This window comes from Streptomyces sp. 3330 (assembly GCF_031456635.1).
Lineage (GTDB): Bacteria > Actinomycetota > Actinomycetes > Streptomycetales > Streptomycetaceae > Streptomyces.
The window spans coordinates 127,239-152,080 of record NZ_JAVDVA010000008.1 but is presented as its reverse complement, the minus strand read 5'-3'; the positions used below and the strand labels follow the sequence as shown (position 1 = coordinate 152,080).

General features: G+C 68.7%; 22 protein-coding genes. 11 read left to right on the top strand and 11 right to left on the bottom strand.

Features of this window, described 5'->3' with window-relative positions; translation table 11 throughout:
• Positions 1–42: 42 nt before the first annotated feature.
• The 6 genes from J2X68_RS16035 to J2X68_RS16010 form a co-directional block, all read right to left on the bottom strand.
• Positions 43–1,065 carry a glycosyltransferase gene (locus J2X68_RS16035; protein ID WP_310433214.1) on the bottom strand — a complete coding sequence of 341 codons (1,023 nt, stop codon included), beginning with the start codon at positions 1,063–1,065 and terminating at the stop codon, positions 43–45.
• Position 1,066: 1 nt separating this feature from the next.
• Positions 1,067–2,359: a serine--tRNA ligase gene (gene serS, locus J2X68_RS16030; protein WP_310433213.1), complete on the bottom strand. Its 1,293-nt coding sequence runs from the start codon at positions 2,357–2,359 to the stop codon at positions 1,067–1,069.
• On the bottom strand, positions 2,352–3,062 hold the full coding sequence (locus tag J2X68_RS16025) for a histidine phosphatase family protein (protein WP_310433212.1): 711 nt from the start codon (positions 3,060–3,062) through the stop codon (positions 2,352–2,354). Before J2X68_RS16025 ends, serS begins: the two co-directional genes overlap by 8 nt.
• A complete protein-coding gene (locus J2X68_RS16020; protein ID WP_310433211.1) occupies positions 3,059–3,985 on the bottom strand; it encodes a phosphotransferase in 927 nt (308 codons plus the stop codon). The genes J2X68_RS16025 and J2X68_RS16020 overlap by 4 nt, the downstream gene beginning before the upstream one ends.
• Complete coding sequence (locus J2X68_RS16015) at positions 3,985–5,235, bottom strand: methionine adenosyltransferase (RefSeq protein ID WP_128802542.1); 1,251 nt, start codon at positions 5,233–5,235, stop codon at positions 3,985–3,987. Before J2X68_RS16015 ends, J2X68_RS16020 begins: the two co-directional genes overlap by 1 nt.
• Positions 5,236–5,315: 80 nt before the next feature.
• Positions 5,316–6,209: an aminoglycoside phosphotransferase family protein gene (locus J2X68_RS16010; protein WP_310433210.1), complete on the bottom strand. Its 894-nt coding sequence runs from the start codon at positions 6,207–6,209 to the stop codon at positions 5,316–5,318.
• Between the two features lie 215 nt (positions 6,210–6,424).
• Here J2X68_RS16010 and J2X68_RS16005 point away from each other — a divergent pair, with 215 nt between their 5' ends.
• The 5 genes from J2X68_RS16005 (at position 6,425) to J2X68_RS15985 (ending at position 10,252) form a co-directional block, all read left to right on the top strand.
• A complete protein-coding gene (locus J2X68_RS16005; protein WP_310433209.1) occupies positions 6,425–7,645 on the top strand; it encodes a helix-turn-helix transcriptional regulator in 1,221 nt (406 codons plus the stop codon).
• 10 nt (positions 7,646–7,655) lie between these two features.
• Positions 7,656–8,138: an NUDIX hydrolase gene (locus J2X68_RS16000; protein ID WP_128802539.1), complete on the top strand. Its 483-nt coding sequence runs from the start codon at positions 7,656–7,658 to the stop codon at positions 8,136–8,138.
• A gap of 151 nt (positions 8,139–8,289) precedes the next feature.
• Positions 8,290–8,568, top strand: a complete 279-nt coding sequence (locus tag J2X68_RS15995; RefSeq protein WP_128802538.1) for a hypothetical protein — start codon at positions 8,290–8,292, stop codon at positions 8,566–8,568.
• Positions 8,569–8,655: 87 nt separating this feature from the next.
• Positions 8,656–9,696: an AAA family ATPase gene (locus J2X68_RS15990; protein WP_310433208.1), complete on the top strand. Its 1,041-nt coding sequence runs from the start codon at positions 8,656–8,658 to the stop codon at positions 9,694–9,696.
• Between the two features lie 244 nt (positions 9,697–9,940).
• Positions 9,941–10,252 carry a phosphotransferase-like protein gene (locus tag J2X68_RS15985; RefSeq protein WP_310433207.1) on the top strand — a complete coding sequence of 104 codons (312 nt, stop codon included), beginning with the start codon at positions 9,941–9,943 and terminating at the stop codon, positions 10,250–10,252.
• 37 nt (positions 10,253–10,289) lie between these two features.
• On the opposite strand, the gene J2X68_RS15980 is transcribed toward J2X68_RS15985, so the two are convergent.
• The 3 genes from J2X68_RS15980 to J2X68_RS15965 form a co-directional block, all read right to left on the bottom strand.
• Entirely contained in the window at positions 10,290–11,147 is an 858-nt protein-coding gene (locus tag J2X68_RS15980) for a DUF1932 domain-containing protein (RefSeq protein WP_310433206.1), read from the bottom strand.
• Positions 11,144–11,533, bottom strand: a complete 390-nt coding sequence (locus J2X68_RS15975; protein ID WP_310433205.1) for an HAD family hydrolase — start codon at positions 11,531–11,533, stop codon at positions 11,144–11,146. Before J2X68_RS15975 ends, J2X68_RS15980 begins: the two co-directional genes overlap by 4 nt.
• 424 nt (positions 11,534–11,957) lie before the next feature.
• The gene (locus tag J2X68_RS15965) at positions 11,958–13,361 is read right to left on the bottom strand and encodes a hypothetical protein (RefSeq protein ID WP_310433204.1); all 1,404 of its coding nucleotides are present in this window, start codon (positions 13,359–13,361) and stop codon (positions 11,958–11,960) included.
• Positions 13,362–14,167: 806 nt separating this feature from the next.
• On the opposite strand from J2X68_RS15965, the gene J2X68_RS15960 reads away from it, so the two are divergent.
• Both J2X68_RS15960 and J2X68_RS15955 read left to right on the top strand, forming a co-directional pair.
• Positions 14,168–14,590, top strand: a complete 423-nt coding sequence (locus tag J2X68_RS15960) for a hypothetical protein (protein WP_310433203.1) — start codon at positions 14,168–14,170, stop codon at positions 14,588–14,590.
• A 51-nt stretch (positions 14,591–14,641) separates the two neighbouring features.
• Positions 14,642–14,920, top strand: coding sequence for a hypothetical protein (locus tag J2X68_RS15955; protein ID WP_310433202.1), 279 nt, complete (start codon positions 14,642–14,644; stop codon positions 14,918–14,920).
• Between the two features lie 88 nt (positions 14,921–15,008).
• Here the strand turns inward: J2X68_RS15955 and J2X68_RS15950 are convergent, their stop codons facing one another.
• Entirely contained in the window at positions 15,009–15,479 is a 471-nt protein-coding gene (locus J2X68_RS15950; protein WP_310433201.1) for a DUF5615 family PIN-like protein, read from the bottom strand.
• Positions 15,476–16,120: a DUF433 domain-containing protein gene (locus J2X68_RS15945; RefSeq protein WP_097251353.1), complete on the bottom strand. Its 645-nt coding sequence runs from the start codon at positions 16,118–16,120 to the stop codon at positions 15,476–15,478. The genes J2X68_RS15950 and J2X68_RS15945 overlap by 4 nt, the downstream gene beginning before the upstream one ends.
• 233 nt (positions 16,121–16,353) lie before the next feature.
• Here J2X68_RS15945 and J2X68_RS15940 point away from each other — a divergent pair, with 233 nt between their 5' ends.
• Genes J2X68_RS15940 through J2X68_RS15925 form a run of 4 tightly spaced genes read left to right on the top strand, consistent with a single transcriptional unit; the run spans position 16,354 to position 24,834 of the window.
• Positions 16,354–17,982, top strand: a complete 1,629-nt coding sequence (locus J2X68_RS15940) for a TIGR02677 family protein (protein ID WP_310433200.1) — start codon at positions 16,354–16,356, stop codon at positions 17,980–17,982.
• Complete coding sequence (locus tag J2X68_RS15935) at positions 17,979–19,304, top strand: TIGR02678 family protein (RefSeq protein WP_310433199.1); 1,326 nt, start codon at positions 17,979–17,981, stop codon at positions 19,302–19,304. The genes J2X68_RS15940 and J2X68_RS15935 overlap by 4 nt, the downstream gene beginning before the upstream one ends.
• Entirely contained in the window at positions 19,301–23,557 is a 4,257-nt protein-coding gene (locus tag J2X68_RS15930) for a TIGR02680 family protein (RefSeq protein ID WP_310433198.1), read from the top strand. The genes J2X68_RS15935 and J2X68_RS15930 overlap by 4 nt, the downstream gene beginning before the upstream one ends.
• Positions 23,554–24,834, top strand: a complete 1,281-nt coding sequence (locus J2X68_RS15925; RefSeq protein ID WP_310433197.1) for a TIGR02679 family protein — start codon at positions 23,554–23,556, stop codon at positions 24,832–24,834. The genes J2X68_RS15930 and J2X68_RS15925 overlap by 4 nt, the downstream gene beginning before the upstream one ends.
• The last annotated feature ends 8 nt before the right edge of the window (positions 24,835–24,842 follow it).

The following is a 24,842-nucleotide window of genomic DNA, read 5'->3' as shown; positions in this document are numbered from 1 at the left end:
AACGGGCCGACGGCCCGAGTACGAGCTCTCTGGAACCGCTCGTCAGCATGACCGAGTCGACATCGCGGTGAAGTGGCGGGCCGGATCGAAGCGATGCATCCCGACCTCTTGGACCTCCGTGTGCTTGAGGCCCTCGGCCTGCTCGATCGCAAGGGCGAGAAGCTCCGCTGCTGTCTCGTCGTCCTCGTCGGGGTCGGCCACCGTGATCACGCCCGTCTGATCGCACAGGGCCGCCTCGGCGCAGGTTCCCCCACGCCAGGTGAGCGCGGCCATGGGGGTGCCGGCGCGGAGGGACTCACCGAAGACGGCGGCGCCGGCCTCCACGTACGTACGGGCGTAGGTGTAGACGAAGACGGAGGCGTCGCGGATGGCTGCCGTCTTGGCGGGGCCGCCGAGTTCGCCGACCCACTTCACGTGACCTGCGCTGAAGAGGCGTTCGTGGCTTCGCACGTATGCCTCGTCGAAGACGGGGCCGACGATCTGTATCCGGCGGCCGAGGATCTGGGCGGCTCGGACGGCGATGTGGGGCGCCTTTTCCTCGTCTATGCGGCCGAGCCACACGAGGTCGTGCCCCGCGGCGGCAGGCGGCTCCTCCTCGTTTAGGCCAAGGTGTACAGCGAGTTCAGGAATCGGCTGATGGTCTGCGTACCGCTCGATCATCTCGGGCGAATAGCAGTAGAGCCGTGACTGTTTGCCGTCGAAGGCTGTGTCGGCGTGCTGGAAGACGGGCGAGTGCTGGAACGTGGCGACGTCGCAGCCCAGCTCGTTCCAGGTACGCGTCCAGGCTGGCAGCGACGGGTACTCGTGCCCGACGACCAGGAGGTCGTATCCGGTGCTGCGGAGATCGCGCTCGGCGAGGGATCCCGTGGTGAGGTCCTCCAGGCGGACCGGCCGACGAACCCAGTCGTTCTCCAGGTCCGTGAGCCAGCCCGGCCCGAGGAGGTGTACGTCGGCGCCTGCGGCTCGGGCGCCTACGGCGACCGCCCACAGCCATCGTTCGATCCCGCCGTAGCCGGCGGGTGGAAAGGCGTAGCTACCAGGGAAGTCGCAGACGCCGACGAGCACGTTATGCCTCCGGTGTTCCGTCCGCCGAGATACGGCGGAAGCCGAGGTACGGGACGAGCGATTCGGGCAGGACGATGGAGCCGTCCTGTTGCTGGCACTGCTCGAGGAGAGCGGCCAGGGTGCGGCCGACGGGGAGGCCGGAGCCGTTGAGTGTGGCGACGAGCTTGGGCTTGCCGTCCTCGCCGCGGGTCCGGATGTTGGCCCGGCGGGCCTGGAAGGTGCCGAAGTTGGAGACCGAGGAGATCTCTCGGTACGTGTTCTGGCTCGGGATCCAGACCTCGATGTCGTAGGTGAGCTGGGCGGAGAAGCCGGTGTCGCCGGCGGCCAGCTTGACGACGCGGTAGGCGAGGCCGAGTTCCTTCAGGCACGCCTCGGCGTGGCCGACCATCGTCTCCAGCGTGGCGTCCGCGTCCGCCGGGTCGACCATCTGGACGATCTCCACCTTGGCGAACTGGTGCTGACGGATCAGGCCCCGGGTGTCGCGGCCGTACGACCCGGCCTCGGACCGGAAGCACGGCGTATGCGCGGTGAGCGCCAGAGGCAGCTCAGCCGGAGGGATGATCTCGTCCGCGTAGAGGTTGGTCAGCGGCACCTCGGCCGTCGGGATCAGGAACAGCTCGCGGTCGGCGACGCCGGTCTTGAACAGGTCCTCCTCGAACTTCGGCAGCTGCCCCGTGCCGGTCATCGTCTTGCGGGTGACCAGGAACGGGACCGCGTGCTCGACGTATCCGTGCCGACGGGTGTGCAGGTCGAGGAACAGTGTGGCCAGGGCACGCTCCAGCGCTGCTCCGGCGCCGCGCGAGACCGCGAAGCGCGGTCCGGACAGCTTCGTCGCCCGAGCGAAGTCGAGGATGCCGGTGGCCTCACCGAGGTCGACGTGGTCCTTAGGCTCGAACGGGAAGGCCGGCGGAGTGCCGACCCGCCGGATCTCGACCGCGAAGTCTTCGGAGTCGCCGTCCGGGGCCGCGTCGTCCGGCAGGTTCGGGATGCTGAGGAGGAGGTCGCGGAGCTGTTTCTCGACCTGCACCTGCCCGGCCTCGATGTCCCGGATCTGGTCCTTGAGCTCGCGGGCGCGCTCCTTCAGTTTGGAGATGTCGCCGCCCTGCTTGGCCGTCTGCTGGACCTCACTCGCCACCCGCTTGGACTCAGCCCGCAGCTCGTCGGCCGAGCGGATGTTCTGGTTGCGCCGAGACTGGAGGGACTCCAGCTCGGAAAGGTCCAGGGAGTAACCGCGACGAGCGAGCCGACGAACCGCTTCGGCACCCATTTCGATTAGGGCGCGGGCATCATGCATGAGGAAGATCCTTTTGATCCGGCTGGTGGGATACGGAATCGACGGTAGCAACCGCCGAGCCCTCACCGATCCGGAATATGTCCGCGCCACCGCGGTCGGCGCGACCTCCGGAAACGTCCCTGTCGAGATCACTCATCAGCGCCGTGATCCAGTCCGGCAGCTCGTCGTCGGGTATGGCGATCGGCTCGACGTACGGCGCCTCGGGGAAGAAGAGCGGCATGGCCTCCTTCGGAGATCGGTTCTGATGCCAGAGGAGCACGGAGGCCAAAAGGCCGTGGCCTACGAGAACGTGGGGTCCGGGTCGCTCCAGGGTGGCGAGCAATCCGGTGAGCATCCTCCGGATGCCGGCGCGCTGGGACTCGGTGCCACCCGCAGGCCGCTCGTTCGGACCCTGGGCGTCAAGCCAGACCGCGTACTCCAAGAACGGGCGGCCCTCGAACTCTCCGTAGTCGAGTTCATTCAGGCGAGGATCGATGACCAGCTTCGCCGCCGGCACTCCCATCAGCAGAGAAGCCGTCTGCTGGGCACGAGGGAACTCGCTGGTCAGCCACGTCCTCACGGTGTGGAGGGGGAGGGTGGACCAGCCCAGGCTCAGCGATTGCCGACCCTCCTCAGTCAGGTGGATGGGTTGGGACGGGTCGCCGTTGACAAGGTACCGCTTGCTGTAGTTCGTCTGGCCGTGGCGGAGGACGTAGGTGGTCACGAGCCCCTCCTCGAGGTCGACGCGGAGAGGCCGGCGAGCACTTCCGCCATCTGCGGTGCTCTCGGGTCCCCGGCCTCCAGGTAGTAGAGGAGTCCGTCGAGGGCCAGCGCTCTGCACCACGGCGCGAGTACGGGAACGGGGATCCGCGAGATCCGGGCGGCAGCGGCCAGCCGCCCGTCGGTCGCGTGCCCAAGGTCGTAGTAGACGGTCCAGAAGGCCCAGTCGAATGCCGCGTCGCCCAGCATGGGCAGCGGATCGAGTAGGCGAGGGTGCCCCAGACAGTCGAACGGCACGTTCTCCCGATACAAGTCCGCGTGCAGGACAGTCGTCCTGCCTGGGTCTTCCTGCAGTCCTGCGAGCGCCGGGAGCGCGGCGTCGATGAGGAGATCCCATGCGTCGAGGTCGAGCGTCTCCATCCGTCGCCGGATCCGCGGCAGCATCTCCGTGCCGAGGTGGTCGGTGAGCAGCAGGAAGCTGTTCGGTCGCCTTCGGCGCTGGCCGAGGATGTGCAGCCCCTGAAGAGCAGCCGCCACCATCTGAACCTCGCGCTCTGGCCGCTGGGCGCCACCAGGGCGCCCTCCCACCAGCTCCAGGGCGGCCACCGCCAGGTCGTCAGCGGCCTCGATGACGTCCGCCGTCGGTCCGCCAGCCCACAGCCGCAGTGCACTCACTTCGTGGCGATACCGGGTGGGGTCGGTCCATGCCTTGAGGAGTAGCGGACGCCCGTCAAGGGCGGTCGCTGTCGCGATCACCGAGGCGTGGCCGGCGTCGTGATAGTCGCCGAGGGACAACTGCCAGCATTCGGCGGCCTGTTCCAGCAGGGCCGGTGCTGCATCCAGCCACGCCTGGGCTTCCGGCCCGTAGTGCGCGAGTAGCCGCTGTCGGCACCCTGCGGGAACCTCTCCGAGCGTCCGCAGCACCATCAGCTCAGCACGATCCCGTCGGAAACCAACTCGTCCGTCAGGGCCGGGAACTCGCCGAGCGCCTCGGTGACCAGGGCCTGCACCTTGTCCACCTCGACGTCGGGAGAGGACAGGCGGACAAGGACACGCCAGGGCTGATCGAGTCGCTGCCCGGTCGTGCTCACCAGGTGAACCTCGGCGTGCCCCTCGGTCGCCTCATGGAGCCGGGTGGCGAGTCGCTGCGCGGCAACGTTGTACAGCTTGCCGACGTGGTAGACGGGATTCTTGCCGTTGGCGCCCTCCAGGTTCATCGGCCGCAGCGGTGTGATCAGCCCGTTGACCCGGTTGCCTCGCCCCACGACGCCTTCGTCACCCGACTCGATCGAGCTGCCGGTGTACGTCAGGTACAGCTCGTCCTTCTCCGGGACGTCGCGGGCATTCAGCCGGAAGCGGGCCTCCGCTCCGGGCAACCGGAGTCCGGCGAGGCGGTGGCACTCGGCGAGGACCATCTCCGCGTTGCGGACGTACTCCGCCCGGCTGGCGACGTGACGCGACTTCTGGGGGACGCACAACACGATGTCGACCTGGGCTCCGTCCCAGTAGCCCATGAGTTTGACGTCCGAGCCGCACCAGGCGTGGGCGAGCGTGAACTCGCTCTTCCCGGAGAAGTGGTCCACCAGTTCCCGGACGAACGACTCGAAGGGGTTCTCCGGCGCCCAGCCGGTGCCGAGGGACGTGTCGTTGGAGAGCCGTACCCGCCGCTCGCGGAGATCTTCGACGGAGCGCGGGTTGAACCAGCGGGTGCGGTCGGGCACCCCGTCGCCGGTGAGTACAGCACCCGGGCTCGAATTGCTGGTGATGTTGAAGACGATGTCGAGGTGGGCCGAGACCTCGGGCAGTCGCTCGGCGAAGAACGCCCGAACTTCGGCCTCCACTATGTCCTCGACCGGTATCCGCTCGCCGCCGCACAACGGCGCGGCCCTCCCATTGACCAGGACCCGCACCGGCGACGTCATCCGACCGGCGCCGTACCGCACCTCGCTGGCTCCACCGAGGAGGGCGAGCTTGTCGAAGTTGTGGTGCAGTACAGCGCCGAAGTGCTGAACGGTGTAGCGGCTGTAGGCGCGGGACAACCGCTCGGCGAGATGGTCGGCCAGGGTGTCCGGATGCCCGAGACCCTTGCGTTCCACGATGGTCGTCGCGTCCGGCTGAGCCATGCCGGTGTCGATGACGATGTAGCTGTTGTCGATGGTCGTGCTCGTACGAGGCATCACGAACTCCCGTTCAGGGGTGGATAGAAGGGGATGAGCGCAGGCGTCAGCACGCCTGGACGAGCGGTGGAGCGGAGGATTCAGCGAGGGACGCCGGCAGCGCGGAGGAGCGCGACCGTCTGAGCGAGCGACCGGTACACGGAGGCAGCCTGTTCCTCCGCCGCGAGTCGATAGATGTCGTGGACGGTGATGAGGTCGATGTCCTGCATCCGACGGCGATCGAGCCAAAGGAGCAGGCGCCAGGCAAGGGCCGGCCCGCTGAACGGCAACCGGGTCAGGAGATCGACCGGGATGCGTCCGGGCGGCACGCCCCCGTACAGCAGGTCGCGTACGAGGTGGAAGACCACATCGGTGTAGTCGAGGACGGCCGGTCCGCAGGCGCTCGCCTCCCAGTCGACGACGTGCAGGCACTCGCCGTCGACGAGGAGGTGCTCGGGCTTGAGGTCACCGTGCAGGCGAACGACCGGATGGGAATCGGTCGGTTGGAGGGCCTCTCTCAGCACCGCCCACCAGGGCAGTGACCGGCAGCGAGGAGAGAACTGATCGAGCAGGAACTGGTGCGGGGAAACGACACCGGCTCGCCGAGCTTCCCAGCCAGATCCGGGAGTGGCGTCGCCAACAGGCCGGTGCAGCCTGCGACTCACAGCCACGACGTGACCGATGTACTCCTCAATCGCTGAGTGCGTGCTTACCGAGCACGGCGTGCCATCCACAACCCGGAATGCCGTCCAAGACCCTGCCTCATCGTTTCCCGTGGCCAGGACGGCCGGGACCGAGATACCCCACAGGGCAGCGCGCTCGATCGTCGCGACCTCACGCTGGCGCCGACCCTCGGGGTCGATGCCCACGTAGATCTTCAGCAAGGCGCTGCCGTCCGTGGCGAACCGCGTTCTGGAGTACGGCTTGAGAGCTGCCGGGCCGAACGGGCCGAGACCCTCCTCGGTCCACGGCTCCGCCGTCTTCGTGCTGCGCACCCTCCACACCTCCAGTCCGTATCAGCGAGCCGTGCCCTGCTCCCATTTGAGAAGCAGGACCGATCACCAAAGCCAGCCGAAGCGGAGGGAGTTGACCACATTGCCCGGCGGCTTTTTCGATCTACTGCGACAGTAGGTACGGCACCCCGCAGCACCCCGGAAAATCCTTCCGGGGTCGATTCCGGCCACGAGGTGATGCTCAGGACATGCGAGGGATGACAGAGAACCTGACCATCGGCGAGCGCGTCGCCTGGTACCGGCGCCGACGCGGACTTTCCCAAGAAGTCCTGGCCGGCCTTGTGGGGCGGACCACGGACTGGCTGAGCAAAGCGGAGAACAATCGGATCGAGCTCGACCGGCTCTCGGTGATCACCTCACTCGCCGAGGCCCTCGACGTCTCCCTCGGAGACCTGCTCGCCGAACCGACCCTCATGGAGTGGTCCAACGACAGCGGCCGCCGCACGGTCCCCGCCCTGCGCGAAGCCCTCATGGACTACAAGCAGCTCACGCCTCTGCTGGGACCTCCGCCCGATGACGAACCGCCCGCCCTGAAGGACCTTCGGGCCAGCGTGAAGGAGATCCTCGACGCCTATCAGGCGTCCCGCTACGGCTTCGCCACGCGACGCCTTCCCCTCGTACTGGCCGATGCCCTCGCCGCATCCCGCGGGTACTCGGGGCGCAAGAGGGAAGAGGCTCATGCCCTGCTCGCTCTGACCTACCAAGGAGCGGCCATGGTCCTGGGCAAGGTTGGGGAGTCGGAGCTGGCATGGATCGCCGCCGACCGCGGCCTGGCGGCTGCGCAACACAGCGGCCAGAGTGCGGTGACGGGCTCGCTCTTCCGGGCGGTCACACACTGTCTGCTGGCCACCGGGCGCTTCACCCCGGCGGTCCAGCTGGTGAACGATGCGGCGGCCGTGATGCAGCCCGGCTTGGGAACCGCGAACGATGAGTACCTATCGGTCTACGGCACGCTCTTCCTCGCCGGCGCTATGGCGGCCGCCCGAGCGGAGGACCGGGCGACGACGCAGACTTTCCTTCGGGAAGCCGACGAAACCGCGCAGCGGTTGGGCGCCGACGCCAACCACCTGTGGACGGCCTTCGGCCCAACCAACGTGGCCATCCACTGCGTCGCCACCGCCGGAGAGCTCGGAGACATCCAGATAGCTGCCGACCTCGGACAACGCATCGACACCAGCGACCTGCCTGTGGAACGACGTGTGAGGCACAGCTTGGAAGTCGCCAGAGCACTCAGCGCCTGGAACCGGACCGATGAAGCCCTGGCCACCCTGTTGGCCGCCGAGCAGGCTGCCCCGGAACAGGTGCGCCACCACTACCTGAGCCGGGAACTGGTCATCGGCTGGATCCGAGGCACTCGAGGCCGCCCGTCCCAGCCAGTGGCAAACCTGGCACGCAGGCTCGGCGTCGTCGGCGGTTAGAGTCCGTCCCGTGAGCGAGAACGAGCACGAAGCGAAGATGGCCCACCCGCGTATGGCAGCCGGCGCACTCTTCTTCGACGACGCCGACCGAGTCCTGCTCGTCGAACCCTCGTACAAGGACTACCGCGACATCCCCGGCGGATACGTCGAGCAAGGGGAGTCTCCCCGGCGAGCCTGCGTCCGCGAAGTCCACGAGGAGCTGGGCATCAAGCCCCACATCGGCCGCCTGCTCGTCGTGGACTGGGCGCCGAATCCGGGGGAGGGAGACAAGGTCCTCTACCTCTTCGACGGCGGCCGTCTCAGTGCGGAACAGCGCCAGCAGATCGCCTTGCAGGCCGACGAGCTCCGCAGCTACGACTTCCACGACGCCCAGCAACTGCCAGAACTCACCATTCCACGCCTCGCACGCCGGATCACCGCCGGGATCCAGGCCCGCGCAGCCGGCCTGACCGCCTACCTGGAACAAGGGGTGTCGCCAGAAATAGGGGCTTGACCAGGGGCCGCTTGGTCTCAGCCCCGCGTGACGATCCTGGCACGAATGTTCACCGGCGCCCAGTCGGCATCGATCGACTTCCAGCTATGGGCGGGGCAGTGCACCAGAGGCGGCATTCCCTCCCGCCACCGACGTGCGGATACTGACCGCCATGACTTCGCATCCGCTGGACGAGATCGAGTGCGCTGCTCAGGTCATCACGGACCTACACATCGCGACGGTTCCTGGTGACCACGCGCAGGCAGCCAGCCACGCTGCGGCCAACCTCTGCTCCGGCACTGGCTCAGGGCTCTTGGTGGCGCCGACACAGCTGCAGAAGCTGATCGCCGAGGCAATCGAGATCGGGTACGCGACTGCCCTGCGTGATGTACGAGAAGGGAATTTCGACGGCGACCTGCAGGAATGGCGGCCTGATCTTTTCCAGGGGTAGGGCGAGGCGGGGTGGAGCGACGCGGACAACGGAGCCCCCTGCGCCTCCACACGCGTCCGTCCACGGTGCCCTCATAGGCTCCGGATCATGACCAGAGATGGGCAGGCGGTAGGCGCGGTGAGTAGAAGTCGTCCGGGGTGGCGCCCGGACAAGCTGAGACAGCAACGCGAAGCCCACAGCCTGACGCTCGAAGGCGCGTGCGAGCAGCTAAACGAGGTGGCCCGGGCCGCGGGGCTCACAGTGCCGGCCGCCAACTTCCAGACTCTGTGGCAGCACGAGCAGGGTGAGGTCTATCCCGGACCGCACTACCGTCGCGCGTACTGCCTTCTGTACCGCGCGACCGAGCCCGAGCTCGGCTTCCGTAACGCTCTGCCCGACGAGGCCACGAAGCTCAAGTTCACCGCGTCGAGCGAACCGCAGAACGGCGCCCACGTCCTGGCCGTGGAACGGGCGTTGCACCAACTGGCGCCGAGCGCGGAGGACGCCGACGGTCTTGGCGTCCAGCAGCGAATCCTCGATGCCTGGAAGCGGCGTCACACCGGCGGTGATCCGAACCGGCCGACGCTGATGATGGTCGGCGGCTACGCGGGCAGCGGGAAGTCGGAGTTTGCCCGCTTCGTATCGCAACTCACTGGATGGCCCGTCCTCGACAAGGACCCGATCACGCGCCCGCTCGTCGAGCGCCTCCTTGTTGAAATGGGCAGCGAGCCCAACGACCGGCACACCGACCTCTACCGGGAGAAGGTCCGCCCGCTGGAGTACCAGTGCCTGCTGGAGACCGCGTACGCGAACGTCGACTGCGCGATCAGCACGGTCCTCTCTGCGCCCTTCATCGCCGAGACCACCGACCCTCGGTGGATGCGGCGCCTGATCAACCGCTGCGAAGCACGCGGCGTCACCGTCGCTGTCGTCTGGATTCAGTGCGACCTCGACACGATGCACGAGTACATCAGCTTCCGGTCCGCCGCCCGCGACAGCTGGAAACTCCAGAACTGGGACACGTACGCTGCAGCGATCGATCTCGAGCTGCGGCCCGTCGTGCCGCACTTGGTTGTCGACAACCGGCTTGGCGCCGCGATTTCGCTCACGGACCAGGTGCGCCAGGTCTTCGGGACGGTGTTCCAGTGAGGCAGGGCATCCTGCTGTACGGGCCGCCTGCGGCGGGCAAGGACACGATCACGGCGGCACTCACCGAACTCGACGCACGGTACGTGCTGTTCACCCGGCTGAAGATCGGGAGCGGGAAGACCAAGGGCTACCGGATGGGCACACCGGAGCAGCTGGCTGACCTTGAGGCACGCGGCGTGTCATCTACCGCAACGACCGGTACGGAAACATCTACGTCGTTGACCGGCCCGGCCTCGAACAGGCCATGGAGGGTGGCAGGACCCCCGTCGTCCACCTCGGCCAGATGGCGGGGATGGAGCAGGTGACCGCCCTCTACCCGGCGCGCTGGGTGCGCGTTCTGCTGTGGTGCTCCAAGGAGACCACCGCTCGACGCTCACCACAGCGCGGTGACACCGACACGGTGGTCCGGCTGGCCGCGTGGGACGCCACTCAGGCCGATCTTGCGGCTCACCGTCGAGCCCAGTGGGAACTGCGCGTGGAGACGGACGCGACGGCACCCCATGAAACCGCACAGAGGATCGACGGCATCGTCCGCACCACGCCACCTCGCTCCTGACGGCCAGGACGTCAGCGCCCCAGCGGACGCGACCTGCTCAACTCGGGTTGCCCGGGTCCCGCTCAAGACGCAGAGCTTCCAGGGCCTCAGCGATGTCCGGCTGCTCGTCTCTGTTCCCGTCCCACCGGGCAAGCGTCACGGCAGCCGCGTGCATAAGAGAATCCGGCAACCCGGCGTCGGCGAGAAGGGCCGCCGCGTCCTCAAGCTCTGGGCCCCAACGCCAGGCGCGGGCAGCGGTCTTGGGGATGTAGTCGGTCTCCACGAGGTAGCTGCGGGTGCGCTTGGCCGCGATCAGCAGCAGCTCGTCCGCAACCCCGTACGTGTCCGCCGCCCCGTAGGCCACGGCAGCCAGCACTCGGGAGACCTTCTGGTAGCTGGAATACGCGAGCTTGAGTGCGGAGGCTTTGCCGATGCTGTCGCCCAGGACGTGGGTCCGCACATCGGTGCCGGCGAAGGGTTCGGCGATCCGGTCGGCCTGCTCGACGGCGCCGGAAAGGTAGAGCGTCGGGGACTTGCCGCCCACTGGAGGCGAACCGACCACCGCTGCATCGATGACCGGCATCGGGGCCAGGCGGTCGGCGATACTCACCACGCGCGACGGTGAGACGGCGTTCGCGTCGACATAGATCGTGCCCGCTTCGGACATGCCGAGCTCGGCTACCTGGCCGGCGGTCTCCTCCGCCGCGGCGGGAGGGCACAGTGAGAGCAGCACATCGGAGCGGGAGACAAGCTCAGGCAGCGCCGCGGCTTCGAGGCCCGCGCGCTCGGCCCGGCGGCGGGTTGTGTCGCTGCGTCCGTCGGGGCACCACAGCACGATGTGGCCTCTCGCGCGCAGCTGGGCGCCGAAGGCGGATCCCATACTGCCGGGGTGCAACAGCCCAATGGTGCTCGTCATGCCGCGGTCCTTGTGTGGTCGAAGGAGTGCAAAAGCAGCAGGTCGATGGCGGCGCGTGCATGCGGCACCACGTGGTCCGGTCCGGGAACGTCCGGCGGCCAAGAACGGCCGTTGCCGATCCAGATGGTGCGCAGTCCTGCGGAGCGTCCGCCGCCGATGTCGGTGACCGGGTTGTCCCCGACCATCCAGCCGCTGTCGCCCAGGACTGTGCCGCAGCGGGCCGCCGCCAGGGCGAAGTGCCGGGTCTGCGGCTTGCGCGCGTCAGCCTCCCCGGAGACGAAGACGCCGTCCACGCGCTCGGAGATACCGGTGGCCCGCAGCTTGGCGCGCTGGATGTCCGCCGCACCGTTGGTCGCCACCCCGACCCGCCAGCCGGCCGGCCGCACGCAACTCCTCCAAGCCGTTGAGGACCCCTGCCTGGCACGACACCAAGGCTGCGATGTCGGTGCAGTACGTGTGCCACAACTCCGCAGTCGACATAGGCAGTCGGTACCGGGTGCGGATCGCCTCAAAGGTGGACGGATAGGCCCGCTCGGCCATCATGTCCAGGACGTTCGCATGATCTTCGTCCTCCAGGCCGTGCTGGGCGGTGAACTCTGCGGCCCAGACAGCGAGGGTTCCCCGCCGGTCCACCAGGGTGTTGTCGAGGTCGAAGAGAACCAGAGGCGGCTGCACATCCCGCACCCTAATGCGCGGCGGTCAGCTGTGTGCTCGGGGCTGCGGGGCGGGTCGAGTGACCCTTCCCGCTGCACTCTGCGCCGCGCATCGTTCCTTCATACTGCCAAAGTGATCAACCTAGACCGATGGCGCCTACGGCTGCGCCGAGCCCAGGGCGGCATCCTTGTCCCGGCCGGCCCAGCCGAGGTGGGTGCGCCAGAGGAGGTGGACACCGTAGACGGCGAGCAGAGTTTCGGCGGACCAGTCCTCGGCCGGCGGCTCGGTGAGGACCAGGTAGAGACGGTCGGCGGGGGCGGCCAGGGTGTGGTTGATCTCCAGGAGGCGGGCGGCACCCGAGCGGAGGTCGATGTAGGCGGAGTGACCGGCGCCGAGGATCTCGTATAGGAAGTCGCCATCTTCGGCCGTGCGGCTGACATCTACGACTTGGGATGACGTCGCCTGTTCGTCGGCCTCGAACAAGGCCGACATCAGGGCGTGGCGCACCGCTTCGTGCTTCTTGCACGTGCGGTCGGCGGCCGCGGTGGTCTCCAGCGTGTGCAGAAGATTCGTCGCGGACGGTGTCGTTACGGCGGTGTCCTCGGCGGATGCCATGGGCTCGGTTGCTTCCTGCTCGGGCTGCGGTGCGGAGGGTGTGGGTGTGGTCTCGGCTGTCGGCTCGGTCAAGGTGGTCATGCGGTGCTGAAGCGTCTCCCGGGCCTGGGCCAGAGAGGGGGACCAGTCCGTTCGCGCCAGGTTCTCGCGGAGACGACTCACGTCCAGGCTGTCGTCCTTGAGGGCGCGATTGGTTTCGGCGGCGAGGTCGCGCAAGAGGTTCAGACGCTGTCTGTCGGGTGAGCCGAGCACTCGTCTTACGTCCACCCAGTCCGTCTGGTCGCGGCGGAGTACGCGGTTGGCCATGCCCTTGAGCTCGGAGAGCCGTTCACGGGCGTTCTCCGGTAGGGCGACGCCGTCGGCGGTCAGTTCGTCGAACACACCAAGCGCCGCCAGGTAGCGCTCGGCCATCTTCGCCGAGATGGGCTGGCGTCCACGCTGGTCCGTCGTGAGCAGGCAGTGGTTCCTCTCCTGCGCGAAGACCCAGCAGTCCAGCTTTTCGCCGGGGCGGGGCGGAGTCGATCCGTGGCGGACGGTCAGGACCAGCGGGACCTTGACCGGCGGGGAGAGCGCTTTGACCTTGTAGCGGCCGCCTGTACCTCGGTCGAGGACGCGGACACGAATGTCGGTGCCGATCTCGGGGACGTCAGCGGCCGCCATCGACGGCTCGGTGGGGGTGGTTCCAGGCCCGGGAGTATCGGTGGTGTCCATGAGGGCATCCGGGAGCGGGGAGGTGTGCAGGACGGCCCGGCTCGGCCTTGTCAGGAAGGCCCGCACCTGCTCGGCGACAACAGACCTGAGGAACTCCCCCACCATGTCGGCGAAGAACACCTGATAGAGGTCGCACAGGATGTCCCAGGTGAAACCACCGCCGCCGGCGCCTCCGCCCATGGCGTCGTCCAGCTCGGGATGTCTGCTCCGGACATCGCGGACCGCCGCGGCCATCCCCCTGCGCACCGCGGCGTCGGCGAGTGTGCCGCCGTCCCCTCCGACCTCCGATACGAGACGTGCAACAAGCGCGTCCTCCGACTCCGCACCCTCTGTAGCCAGCGATCCCAGAGCCCCAGCGAGCCGTTCGCCGGCCGCACAGGCCGTGTCGTACAACCCGAAGGCCGATCGATCTGCACGGATTGTCTCGTGCAGGGCGCTCAGGTGGTCCGCCGCAATCTCCTCCAGCCGCTGATCCGCGTTGCGCGAGTCATCCCGCCAGCGCGCCAGCCGCCTCCCGGCCGAGCTCCACGGATCGCCGTTCGGCCCCTTCCATCGCGTGGATGTCCCCACATCGCCCCCAACGATGGTGCTCCGACCTGCACTTCGTCCATGGCATCAGACCGGACGATCCCCAGGTAGGGCGGGACTCGGCCAGGGCCTCACGGACCAGCCAGGTGCTGAAACAGCCGGGGGCATCACTTCCCGTGACACCTACACCTAGAAGCGTGACCAGTCGTAGCGCTGAGTCACAGACATCACGCAGATCCCCGTTCAGGGCAGGTGCCGGGCTGCCAAGATTGCCCCTTGCGTCATATGCCCTGCTGTTCATGCCCTCTGTAGAGGGCTCGCTGACGGCATATCAAATCAGCAGCCTCCGACTGCCCGCACCGGACGCCATCAGTCGCCTGAAGGCCGCTTGCGATCCGAGCCCGGTCGCAACGTGTCATCCGGCACACGGGCAGGCGGCAAACGGGGCGGCCACGCCAGCATGGATTCCGCGGTCCGTGCACAGGAACCCGGCGCAGCGGAGGGTGAAGCCCATGGCCAAGCTCACGGAGGAGCAGAAGCGGCAACGAGCCGCCGAGCGTGCTTTGCGCTCGGCCCTCGAAGCCGAAGCGGATGACCGGCGGCGCCGCGAGCGGGATGAGCAGTGGGAGCGAGAAGGTACACGCCTCAGCTGGGCGGAGTACGTGGCCGGTGAGCCCTGCCGCGGTTGCGGACTGCCCATGACGGATGAGCTGGGGAGCTGGCCACCCCTCCTGAAGCTGTCCGAGGCGGAGAAGCTCGAATACGAGGAAGCCAACCAGAGGTTCCGGGAGCGGCACGTCGACTGCCGGGACGCCCGGTGGACCGTCAGCGGTTCTCGGGTAACACACTGCTGTTTCTGTTGCCCGCCACCTCCGATGGGGCCGAAGCAGGTGGAGAAGCTCGCCAGGCTGTTCGCTTCCTGGCCCTCACGGTAGAAACGCAAGAAGGACCTCGATAGTTGGGATCTCACTCTCCGTTGCGACCACGTGGTGCCTTACATTCAGCATCGCGAGAACACCCGCGTCTCCACCCGCGTCGTCGACTGCCCAGAATGCGGAGAGCGTCGCGGCGTAGTGAGCAGTGAGCGGGGAGGGCCCGCGTACCGCGATGACGGGACCATCCGTGAGCGGGCGGCAGCTGATCGAGAGCAGCTCGCCCGGGAACTGGCCGCCGCCGAGGCGAAACTGACCAGTCAGCAGAAGAACGCGGCGGCAACCCAACGCCGCATCGCCGAACTCCAGGAAGAGCTCGGCAGTGAGTCTTGATGAGACGAAGCGCAGGCGGCGATGCCAGATCATTTCCCGGCAACGCTTCCCATGGGGTACCGGCCGGGAACCCTCGTGTATCGAGGCGTCAGGACTTGGCGGTCGAATCGCGGCCAGGCCAGTGCTTCGGCGGGGCGACGGCCGGGTCCGTGATCTGGAGGCGCTTCTGCCGGGTTGGGTCGATCGACGTCAGAGAGACGAGACGCTGGCCGTCAGCTGCTTCGAGTTCGGACAGGGCGTGAGGAAGGGCCGCGCAGACAGTGGCGATCGCCGTGCCCAGGCCCACCAGGCCACCGTGCTTGTTGTTCTGGCGGCACTCGATGCGATGCAAGCCCGACTGTGCGATGGCCGCCACTTCGAGTGGCCGGCTGAGCTGCTTGGTGTCGTTGGTGATGACGACCTCGAAGCCGTCGGCCTTGGCCTTGACGTACAGCTCGATGTCCTTCGTGCCCGTCCAGCCCTTGAGCTCGTGGACGTGGACGACTTCATGTGCCTTCAGCAGGATGCGCACGATCTCGGCCATGGGACGGGGCACGTTCTCGTCGAGCAGCAGTTTCAAGCGACAACCTGCCGGGGCTCGCTGCTGCCATAGCTGTCGACGTACTCGCTGAAGTCGGCGGCGTCCCGGGCGGCCTCGGCCGTCACGCCTGGGTAGAACTCACCGATCTGGTCCGGCGGGATGCCGTCTCTTACGAGAGCAGCGACATCTGAGGCTGGGATCCTGGTGCCTTGGATGACCGGTTCTCCGCCGCGGACCGACTCGTCGACCGCGACGTGCTCACGGGGGGTGAGCAGAGCGGGAATGCTACGGCCGTCCTTATAGAAGGGCGCGAGAACATCCACCATCTGGTGGATGACCACGTTGCCCCCCTTGATCAGGTCTACGGCGTGGTCGGGTTCAGCCAGATAGATCGTGTCCGGGCCCGCGACGAGTTTGTACGAGGAGAGGTGCTCCCACTCGCCGAGGTCTTCCCGAAGCGTGTTCAGCGCACGGCGGATCTTCTGCAACGAAGCTTCTTCGCGCAGCTGCACGCAGATGCGGAGTGCGACAACGTCGCGGAACGAGTAGAGGATCGGCCTCTCGCTGGAGATCTCGGGGACGAGCACGGCGCCTTTGGGCCCGGAGGCTCGGCGCCAGTGGGACAGCTGGCGCAGAGTCGCGCCGGAAAGAGCCGCGGCGAGTTTGGGTTCGTATGACACCGCGTGCCTCCTTCCGTCTCCCGCCCTCATCGATATCGGCCTGAACGTACCCCATTCTCCTGGAGGCCACGCGGCACAGAAACCGAAGGGCCCATTCAGGGTGAGCCGGGGACGCCGGACGCCCCCATGCCGCACAGGCCGCTGCCACGGGAATCGCCACGGGCCGGCACACGTCCGTGGCATTTTCGGCCACCCACCGGCGGCGCTCAGTTGCGCCGCGTAACCTCACGGGCATGGGGGCATCAGTATCCGGTGCAGGTCAGGACGCCGACGAGGAGGCGCGGCGGCGGCTAAACGCGTACACGTACCTCAGCGCGCCCGAGCGGCTGGAGCACGTCGCGATCATGCGGGTCTTCTGCGGAACGCTGCTGGCGGATCTCGCAGTCCCGGACATCATGGCGAAACTGCGCCAGACCGGTGCTTCCGCCTCAGGACTCGACGCCGACACCCTCACAGTCCGACTGGAACAGCTGGTCCAGTGGGGAAACCTGCTCCGCAGCAGCCACACGGTGAACGCGTCCAGCATCAGCGAGTACCAGCGTTCCCGCTCGCGCTACCAGCTGTCGAAACTGGGCGAACGTATCCAGCGGGACGCCGACGGAGTCCTGGCCGAAGCCGACGCCGCCCGCGAGGTGAGCAACGAACTGCTGGCACTGGTCGAGCGCGGACTACGGGAGCTGGCCGACCTCGTGACCGCGCCGGGCGGCGTCGAGCCGCAGGACGGACTGGAGCGGATCAGCACGCTGTTCGTGCAGTTCACCGAGTTCGCGGACTCCATACGCGACTTCTACGCCTACCTCGGCCAGGTGCTGTCCCGCTACGACCTGGACAGCGCCGAGTACCAGGGCTTCAAGGAGCTACTCCTGGACTACGTCGAGGCGATCACGGAGGACGTGGCGTTCCGCGCGCCCCGGATCTCGGCGGCGTTGGACACCCTGTGGCCGCACATCCCGGCTCTGCTGGACCGGCTAGATTCCCACGCCCAGGGGCTCACCGGGCTCTCGACGCAGGCGCAGGGCGAAAGCCGCCCCGAGGTCCGGATCCAGCGCAGCCGGGGCCGCGAATTCGCCGACTGGGAGGGCCTGCGCGGCTGGTTCAGCAACACCGACGGCCAGGGTAGCCAGGTCGACCAGCTACGCGACGCCACCCTGCGCGCGTTGCAGTCTCTGCTCGCCAACGCCAAGCGGATGCTGCGGTCGGCCACCGGGGAGATGTCCCGGCGCAGGGATCTGCTGCGGCTGGCCCGCTGGTTCGACGAAGCGGCGCCGCGGGACGCACACGACATCGCCGTCGCCGCCTTCGGGCTGTACGGCGCCCGCCATCTGGGCATACCTCCGGCCACCGACGAGGTGGTGCCCGCCTACACAAGCTGGTGGACCGGTCCGATGGTCGAGGTGCCGGTGGCCCTGCGCGAAAGAGGAAGCCGGGCCCAGCGTGGCCGGGCCTCAGCGGTGGAGGACCACTCCGCGCAGAAGCAGCTGCTGAGGGAGGCAGCCCGTCAGCGGGCAGCGGCCAGAGCAGCGGCGGCCGACGAACTGCGCAGTGCGTCCGGCCGGTTCGGCGAGGTACGCCTCACGTCAGCGGCGCTCGGCCTGCTCCTGGAGCTGCTGGCCACAGCGCTCGGAAACGCACAGCTCAGCAGGCCCGTCAGCACGGACGGGGAGAGGACGGCGGGGTTCGACCTCGACTCGGCCAGCAGTGAAGACGCCGAACTGCGTATCCGCCTCACCGTGCGCCGGACGGCGGGCACGCGAACGGTGCTGTACTCGGCCGACGGCGACCTGCTGCTGGACGACCTGGAGCTGGACATCGGTCGCACCTCCGCCGCGGTCGACGGCGAAGCGGAGGCGAGCGTGTCATGACCCTCCCCTCGACTCACGACGTAGCCCTGGCCGCCGAGCGCCGCACCGCCGCCCGGCTGCTGCTCGCCCACCCGCTGGTCGCGTCGGACGGCCCTCATGCCGACCTCTTCCCGCTGATCCGCAGGCACGTCGACTGGCTGGGCAAACGGTTCCAGCAGGTGCTCGGCTACCGCCTGCTGGTCGACAGCTCCTACGCCCGGCTGTTCAAGGCGGGGCTGGGGGCGGGTTCGGGTCATCGGCTGGAGCGCTCCACCGGCACCCCGTTCACCCCACACACGTACGCCTGCCTCGCGCTGGCCCTGTCCGTGCTGGTGACCGCGCCCGAGCAGATGCTGCTGTCACACCTGGTCGCCGATATCAGGGCTGCCGCAGCCGACGCCGGGATTGAGCTGGAGGAAACGGGCCGGGCGGCCGGGAAGCGGACCCTGGTCGCGGCTCTGCGCCAGCTCGTCGACTGGGGCGTGCTCATCGAGACCGAGGGCCATGTGACCGCGCTTGCGCAGGAGGCGGGCGAAGAAGCCCTGATCACGATAGATCGGGAGCTGGCACGCGTGGTTGTCGCCGGCCCGCTCTCCCAAGCACGGGACGGCGCCGACCTGGTCCGGCGGGCTGCGGACCCGGGCTTCGGCGGACCACGCACCTACGTGCGCCGGATGCTCGTCGAGACACCCGTCGTCCACCTCGACGAGCTGACCGACGCCGAGCGTGACTGGCTCCGCACCCGGCAGCGCCGGGAAGCCCAGGCTTTCTCCGAACTCCTTGGTCTGGAGATGGAGATCCGTGCCGAGGGCGTGGCACTGGTGGACCCCGAGGAGGAGCTCACGGATCTGCACCTGCCGGGAACCGGGACCGTCGCACAGGCCGCGCTGCTGCTGGCGGAACGACTCGTGGAACGGCTTCGGCCGCAGGAACCGGGGCATCCGGCGACCGGCGGGACGCTCGTCATCGGGGTGGCCGTCCCGGACGGCCTGGTGGATGAGGTGCTGGCCGAGCTGATCGCCGAGTACGGGCAGCGCAGCAACTGGCAACGCGGCTACCTGGAGGGCCTTCCCTCCCTGCGAGAGGCCGTACTGGACCTGCTGGTCCGCATGCGGCTGATGGCCCGCGCGGGCCAGCTGCGCGCCGAGGGCGAAGGACTTCCGGAGGGGTACGTCGAAGAGGCGTCGGAAGGACGCACGGTGACCGATGTCCATGGCGCACGGCCCGGCGGCGACGGCTGGGTACTGCTGGCCGCAGCGGCCCGCTACGCCACCCACGTCACGGTGCGCCCGGCTACTGCAGCAGGCAAAGGCACTGACGTTCAAGAGGAGTTGCCGCTATGACCACCGACGCGCGTGGCCTCGTTCCGCTGCCGCGTTCCGGCGCTGCGACACCCGCCGGCCCTGCGACGACCGCCGGCACCCGCTTCCGGCTGCACCGGGCGGGCATCCAGAACGTCTGGCAGTACGACGAGCAGGAGTTCTCCTTCGGCGACGGACGGCTGCTGCTGCGCGGCAAGAACGGCGCGGGCAAGTCCAAGGCCCTGGAGATGCTGCTCCCGTATCTTCTGGACGGCGACTCCCGGGCACTGGACTCGACAGGCACCGGCCGCACCACGCTTGCCTGGCTGATGCTGGACGGATTCGAGCAGACCAACCGTCTCGGGTATCTGTGGGTGGAGTTCCGGGGCACGGCCGACGACGGCGGTCACCGCCACCTGACGCTCGGTGCCGCCATCCGCGCCTCGAAGTCGACGCAGAAGGCGCTGCCGACATTCTTCGTCACCCCGCTGCGGATCGGTGAGGACCTGCACCTGGTCGAAGCCGGTAAGCCGCTGCCGGTCGACCGGCTCAAGGAGATCGTCGGCTCCGACAACACGACCGACCGTGCGGTCGAGCACCGCTCACGCGTGGCCCGGGAACTGTTCGGCATCACCGACACGACGCGCTACCGCAACCTCACCCAGCTCCTCCACCGGCTGCGGCGCCCGACGGTCGGCGACCGGATCGAACACGGGGGCCTGGTCTCCCTGCTGAGCGAGACCCTGCCGGGGCTCGACGAGGACGTGGTCGAGAAGGTGGCGCGCAACCTCCACGACCTCGACGCCGTACGGGACGAACTCGGCCGCCTGGAACGCACCGACGCGGCCTTGCGCACGTTCCTCACCAGTTACCGCGGCTACCTGGCCGGGGTCCTGCGCACCTCCGCCAAGAGAGTGAGCCACGAGCTGGGCGTCCTCGCTCAGCGGCGCCGGGCGGCCGGAGACGCCGCACAGCGGACGAGCGACCTGAGGACGCAGGAGGAGGAGTCGGAGGGCCGACTGGAGACCCTGCGCGAGGAGGAACAGGCCGCCCGGACCGACCTGGCCGCCCTGCACGCCAGTCACGCCTACCACAGCCTGCGCGAACTGTCGGAGCGCCGCGGCACGGTGGAGGCGCTGCACACCGCCGCCGCGGCCGCGTTCACCACCCTGCGGAACGCAAATGACGCGGAGGAGGGCTCGGCGGAGCGGCTGGCCGAAGGTGTCGAACACCTCGGAAGCCGACTGGCCGAGCTGGGAACCGAACACCGGGAGCTGCTGACGCAGGCGGAGAAGGCCGGGCTTCCCACCGGCCATCTCGGCGAGGCGGTGGCTCTGCCGCGCATGGTTCTCGCCCAGGCCACCGAGACCGAGCTGACGACTCCGGACGGGGAGACGCATACCGTACGGCACCGGTCGGTGACCCGTGTGGACACGGTCACGGCGCAGGAAGGGCTGCGGTCCTGGCAGACCCAGTTGGAGGACGCCGAGGCGGTCGCGAGAAACCGGGCCCGGATGGTTCAGGAGGTGACCCGCCTCATCTCACGGGCAGACGAGGCCCGCGCCGCGGCGGCTCAGTCCGATGCCGAGCGGGAACGGCTGGAGGGCGAGGCGGAAGAGGCCGCCGGTCATCTGGAGGGCAGCCGTCAGAAGGTCGCCGAGGAGAGCGGCGCCTACGCCCGCCAAGTCGCCGACTGGGTGGCGCGCACGCGGACCGCGCTGGGTATCGACTGCCCGTCACTCGATGCCGTCCACGCCACCGTCGGCCACGAGACCTCCACCGACGCGCCGTTCGCGGACCGCACACTGCCGCCCGACATCGACAACCAGGCGTGGCGGACAGCTCAGGCCGCGTTGGAGCCGTACGGCGAGGAACTCACCGGACGCCGGGACGCCCTGGCACTCAGCGTTAACCGGCTCGGCGAGGAACTCGACCACCTGGCGAAGCAGAAGCGGGACTGGGAGCAACGTACCGACCCCGAGCCGCCCGCCCCGCACCATCGCGCCGCCGCAAGGACGCCGGGCAGTGGAGCACCTTTCTACCGGCTCGTGGACTTCGCGGAAGACCTGGCTCCGGCCGACCGAGCTGGTCTGGAAGGGGCGCTGGAGGCGAGTGGCATCCTGGACGCGTGGGTGAGCGCGGGCGGCGTCCTTCTCGACCCGCGCACCCGGGACACCCTTCTCCAGCCGGGTCCCGCGCTGTCCGACTGGCCGACTCTCGCCTTGGCCTTGCGCCCAGCCCCTGAACCGGGTTGCGGCGTCACGGCCGAGCAGGTGGAGAGTCTGCTGGCCACCATTGCACTCGCATCGGCACAGGAGACCTCCGCGCACAATGCGGTGTTTTACGACGGCAGTTGGCGTTTGGGCGTACTCAACGGTCGTCACGACAAGGGCGACACCGAGTACGTGGGGGCCGCCGTACGCGCCGAGACTCGGCGCCGCATCCTCGCAGAGTTGGAGGAGCGGATCGCGCAGACGGAACAGCGGCTGGCCGATGTCCGCGAAGAGCTCACCGTAGCCGATGCCACGCGTCGGGCTCTCACGCTCGCGGAACGGGATTTCCCCAGGGCACGGAATCTCGCGGACGCATGGAGCAGGACTGAATCAGCAGAGCGGACCCTGCGCGAACTGACCGCCAAGGCGACCCGGGCGGCGCGGCTGGCCGAGGAGACACGCGCTCTCGCGGTATCGGCGCGGACCGAGGCGGATTCCACTGCGACCGCCCACGACCTGCCCGGCGACCCCGCCTCCCTGGACCGTGTGCGCACCGCACTGGCTGGTCTGCTCAGCGGTATCGGACATTTGCGCAGGGCCGTCAGCGGCACGGGCGAGCGGCTCGGTACGAACCAGGCCGATGCCGACCGGTACGGACGCGCCCGAGAGGATCGCCTGGCCGCGGACGAGAGCTACCGGCTCCACCTCGCCGGGCTGCGCACCGCTGAGCAGGACCTGCGCACCCGCGAGGAGGCCATCGGGTCGTCCGAGGAGGAAATCCTCTCCCGCGAGCAGAAGTCCAAGCAGCGCATCGCGAACGCCGTCCAAGCGCTCCCCGCGGCACAACGAGCTCGTGACGATTTCCACGACCTGCGCGTGCGCGCGGAAGAGGACGAGAAGCGCCTGCGCGGGGGCCTGGCGGACCAGGAGACGGTGGTCATCGACACCGGCAGCGCTCTTCGCGGTGCTCTCGGCCGACCGGAGGTGGTGCTCGGCGCCGGCCTTGACCGGTCCTCGCTGCCCGAGTACGTATCGGATGATCCCGGCGCGGACGTCCGCAGCCGTCTGCGCGCGCTGCGGGCCCTCGCCGAAGCCGTGGAGCAGGCCCTCGGCCGCCCGAAGGGCGAGGTGTCGGACAGCACCCTGCTCAACCGTCACACCGATCTGCGCGACCAACTGGCCGGCGGGTTCGATGCGCAGCTGGAGGAGCGCGACGGGATCAAGGTGTGCCGCCTGGTCGACGACCACGGGTCCCATGACGTTGCGGCCGTGGGCGAGCGGATCGCGGTTCAGGCCGCGGAGGCCCGGGGGCGGCTCACCGAGCGCGAACGTGAGGTCTTCCAGCGGTTCCTGACCGGTGAGCTCGGGGACCACCTCTCGGCGCAGGTCATCACCGCGGCGAACCTGGTCGCGGCTCTCAACGACACCCTGAGGACCGTACGCACCTCCCACGGACTCGGCGTCGAGCTGCTGTGGAAGCTGGACGAGGACGTGGACGCGGATGTGCGCGCGGCCGTCGAGCTGCTGCGCAGTCCGTCGAGCCTCAGGACGCGCGACCAGACCGAGCAGCTGCGCGAGGTGCTGCAACGCCGGATCGAGGACGCCCGCCGTGCCGACCCGTCAGCCGGTTACGCCGCCCATCTGCGGACCGCGCTGGACTACCGCGACTGGTTCCGCTTCCACACCTTCGTGGTCGAGGACGCGGCCCCGGGCCGCCGTCGGAAACTGACCGGCCGGACCGGGCTCAGCCAGGGCGAACAACGCGTGCTCTCCTACCTCGTGCTCTTCGCCGCAGCTGCCGCCCACTTCACGAGCCTCGCCGAGTCGGCACCGCACGCGCCACGCCTGATCCTCCTGGATGACGCCTTCGCCAAGGTCGACGAGCCCACCCACGGCCGGCTGGGCCGTATCCTCGTCGACCTCGATCTCGACTTCGTCCTCACCAGCGAGCGGCTCATGGGCAACTGGCCCGAGGTTCCGTCCCTGCACATCTACGAGTGCCTCCGTGATCCCCACGTACGCGGCGTGGCCACCCTGCACTACACCTGGAACGGCCGGCACCGGCGTCTGGTGTCCGTATGAGCGGGCTGCCCGCCGCGACGCGCGACTGGCTGACGGGACCTGGACTCACCCGGCTCTGGCAGGGGGCACGCAAACGCCTGGAGAGCAACGGCGTACAGGCCACAGGTTCGCTCCGACTGACCGCGATGAACGCCCAGGAACGCAACGACCTGTCTCTCCTGCTGGGCAAACCCCTCACAGGTGCCGCCGTGACCATACGGCTCGACGTGCTCGACGCACGGCTACGCGCCTCGGCCGCCGGACTCGGCCTCAGACAGACCCTGGAGGAACTCGGCCCGCCACTCACCGACCGCCGTGCCGCCCGCGCGGACGTGGCGGCACGGCGGGAACAGGTGTGGTCGTCTCTTGCTTCGTCACTGGACGCCTCCCCACTCGCCGACCAGGAATGGCCCCGGCAGTGGTACGACCTGCTGCGCCGTTCCGGTGTTCCGAGAGGAGTGACGCCCGAAGCGGCGATATGGACACTCCAGCAGGCGGTCCAAGTCCTCACCGCTCTCCTCGGACCCGACGGACCCGAACGCAACGGCACACGCGGTCGAGGAGAACTCGCCGCCATGACGACCGGCTCCGCGCACGGCCTGGACGACGGCACCTGGCTCGCACGTCTCGTCCAACGCGGCGTCGCCCTCGCCCACGGCACTGAGTTCCCCGACGACGCGGCCGGTCGACGAGCTCTGTGGCGGCTGGTGTCCGTCACTCCGGACGAGGTTTCCAGCACAGTCCTGACGTACGGGCTGCGGCCCGACGGCGAGGGCTGGCGGGAGCGCGCCCTACGGGAGCGGGCCGACCATCACGCCGAAGTTCACGTCACACCACGCGACCTGCATGACCTTCGGCTGCAACTGCCCGCCGGAACGCTGATCCACATCTGTGAGAATCCGCGCGTGGTGGAAGCCGCGGCGGACGCGGCCTGCGTCCAGCCCCTCGTGTGCACGTCCGGCAGCGCCGCCACCGTGGTCTTCACGCTTCTTGACGCCCTCGCCGCCACGGGTTGCCGCTTCGCGTACCACGGCGACTTCGACTGGCCGGGGATCGCTCTGGCCAACCGGGTCATCCGCCGCTACGAAGCCCGGCCGTGGCGCATGGGCACCGCGGATTACGAGCATCTGGCCGCTCGCAGTCAGGCCGAGGACATCCCTCAACTGGCACTCGACGGCCAGCCGGTCGACGCGGGCTGGGACTCGGATCTCGCCCCTGCCATGACCGCCCTCGGCGTCGCGCTCCATGAGGAGGCCACTCTCGACCTCTTGGTGGGCGACCTGTCACGCCAGGCGTAGAGACATCG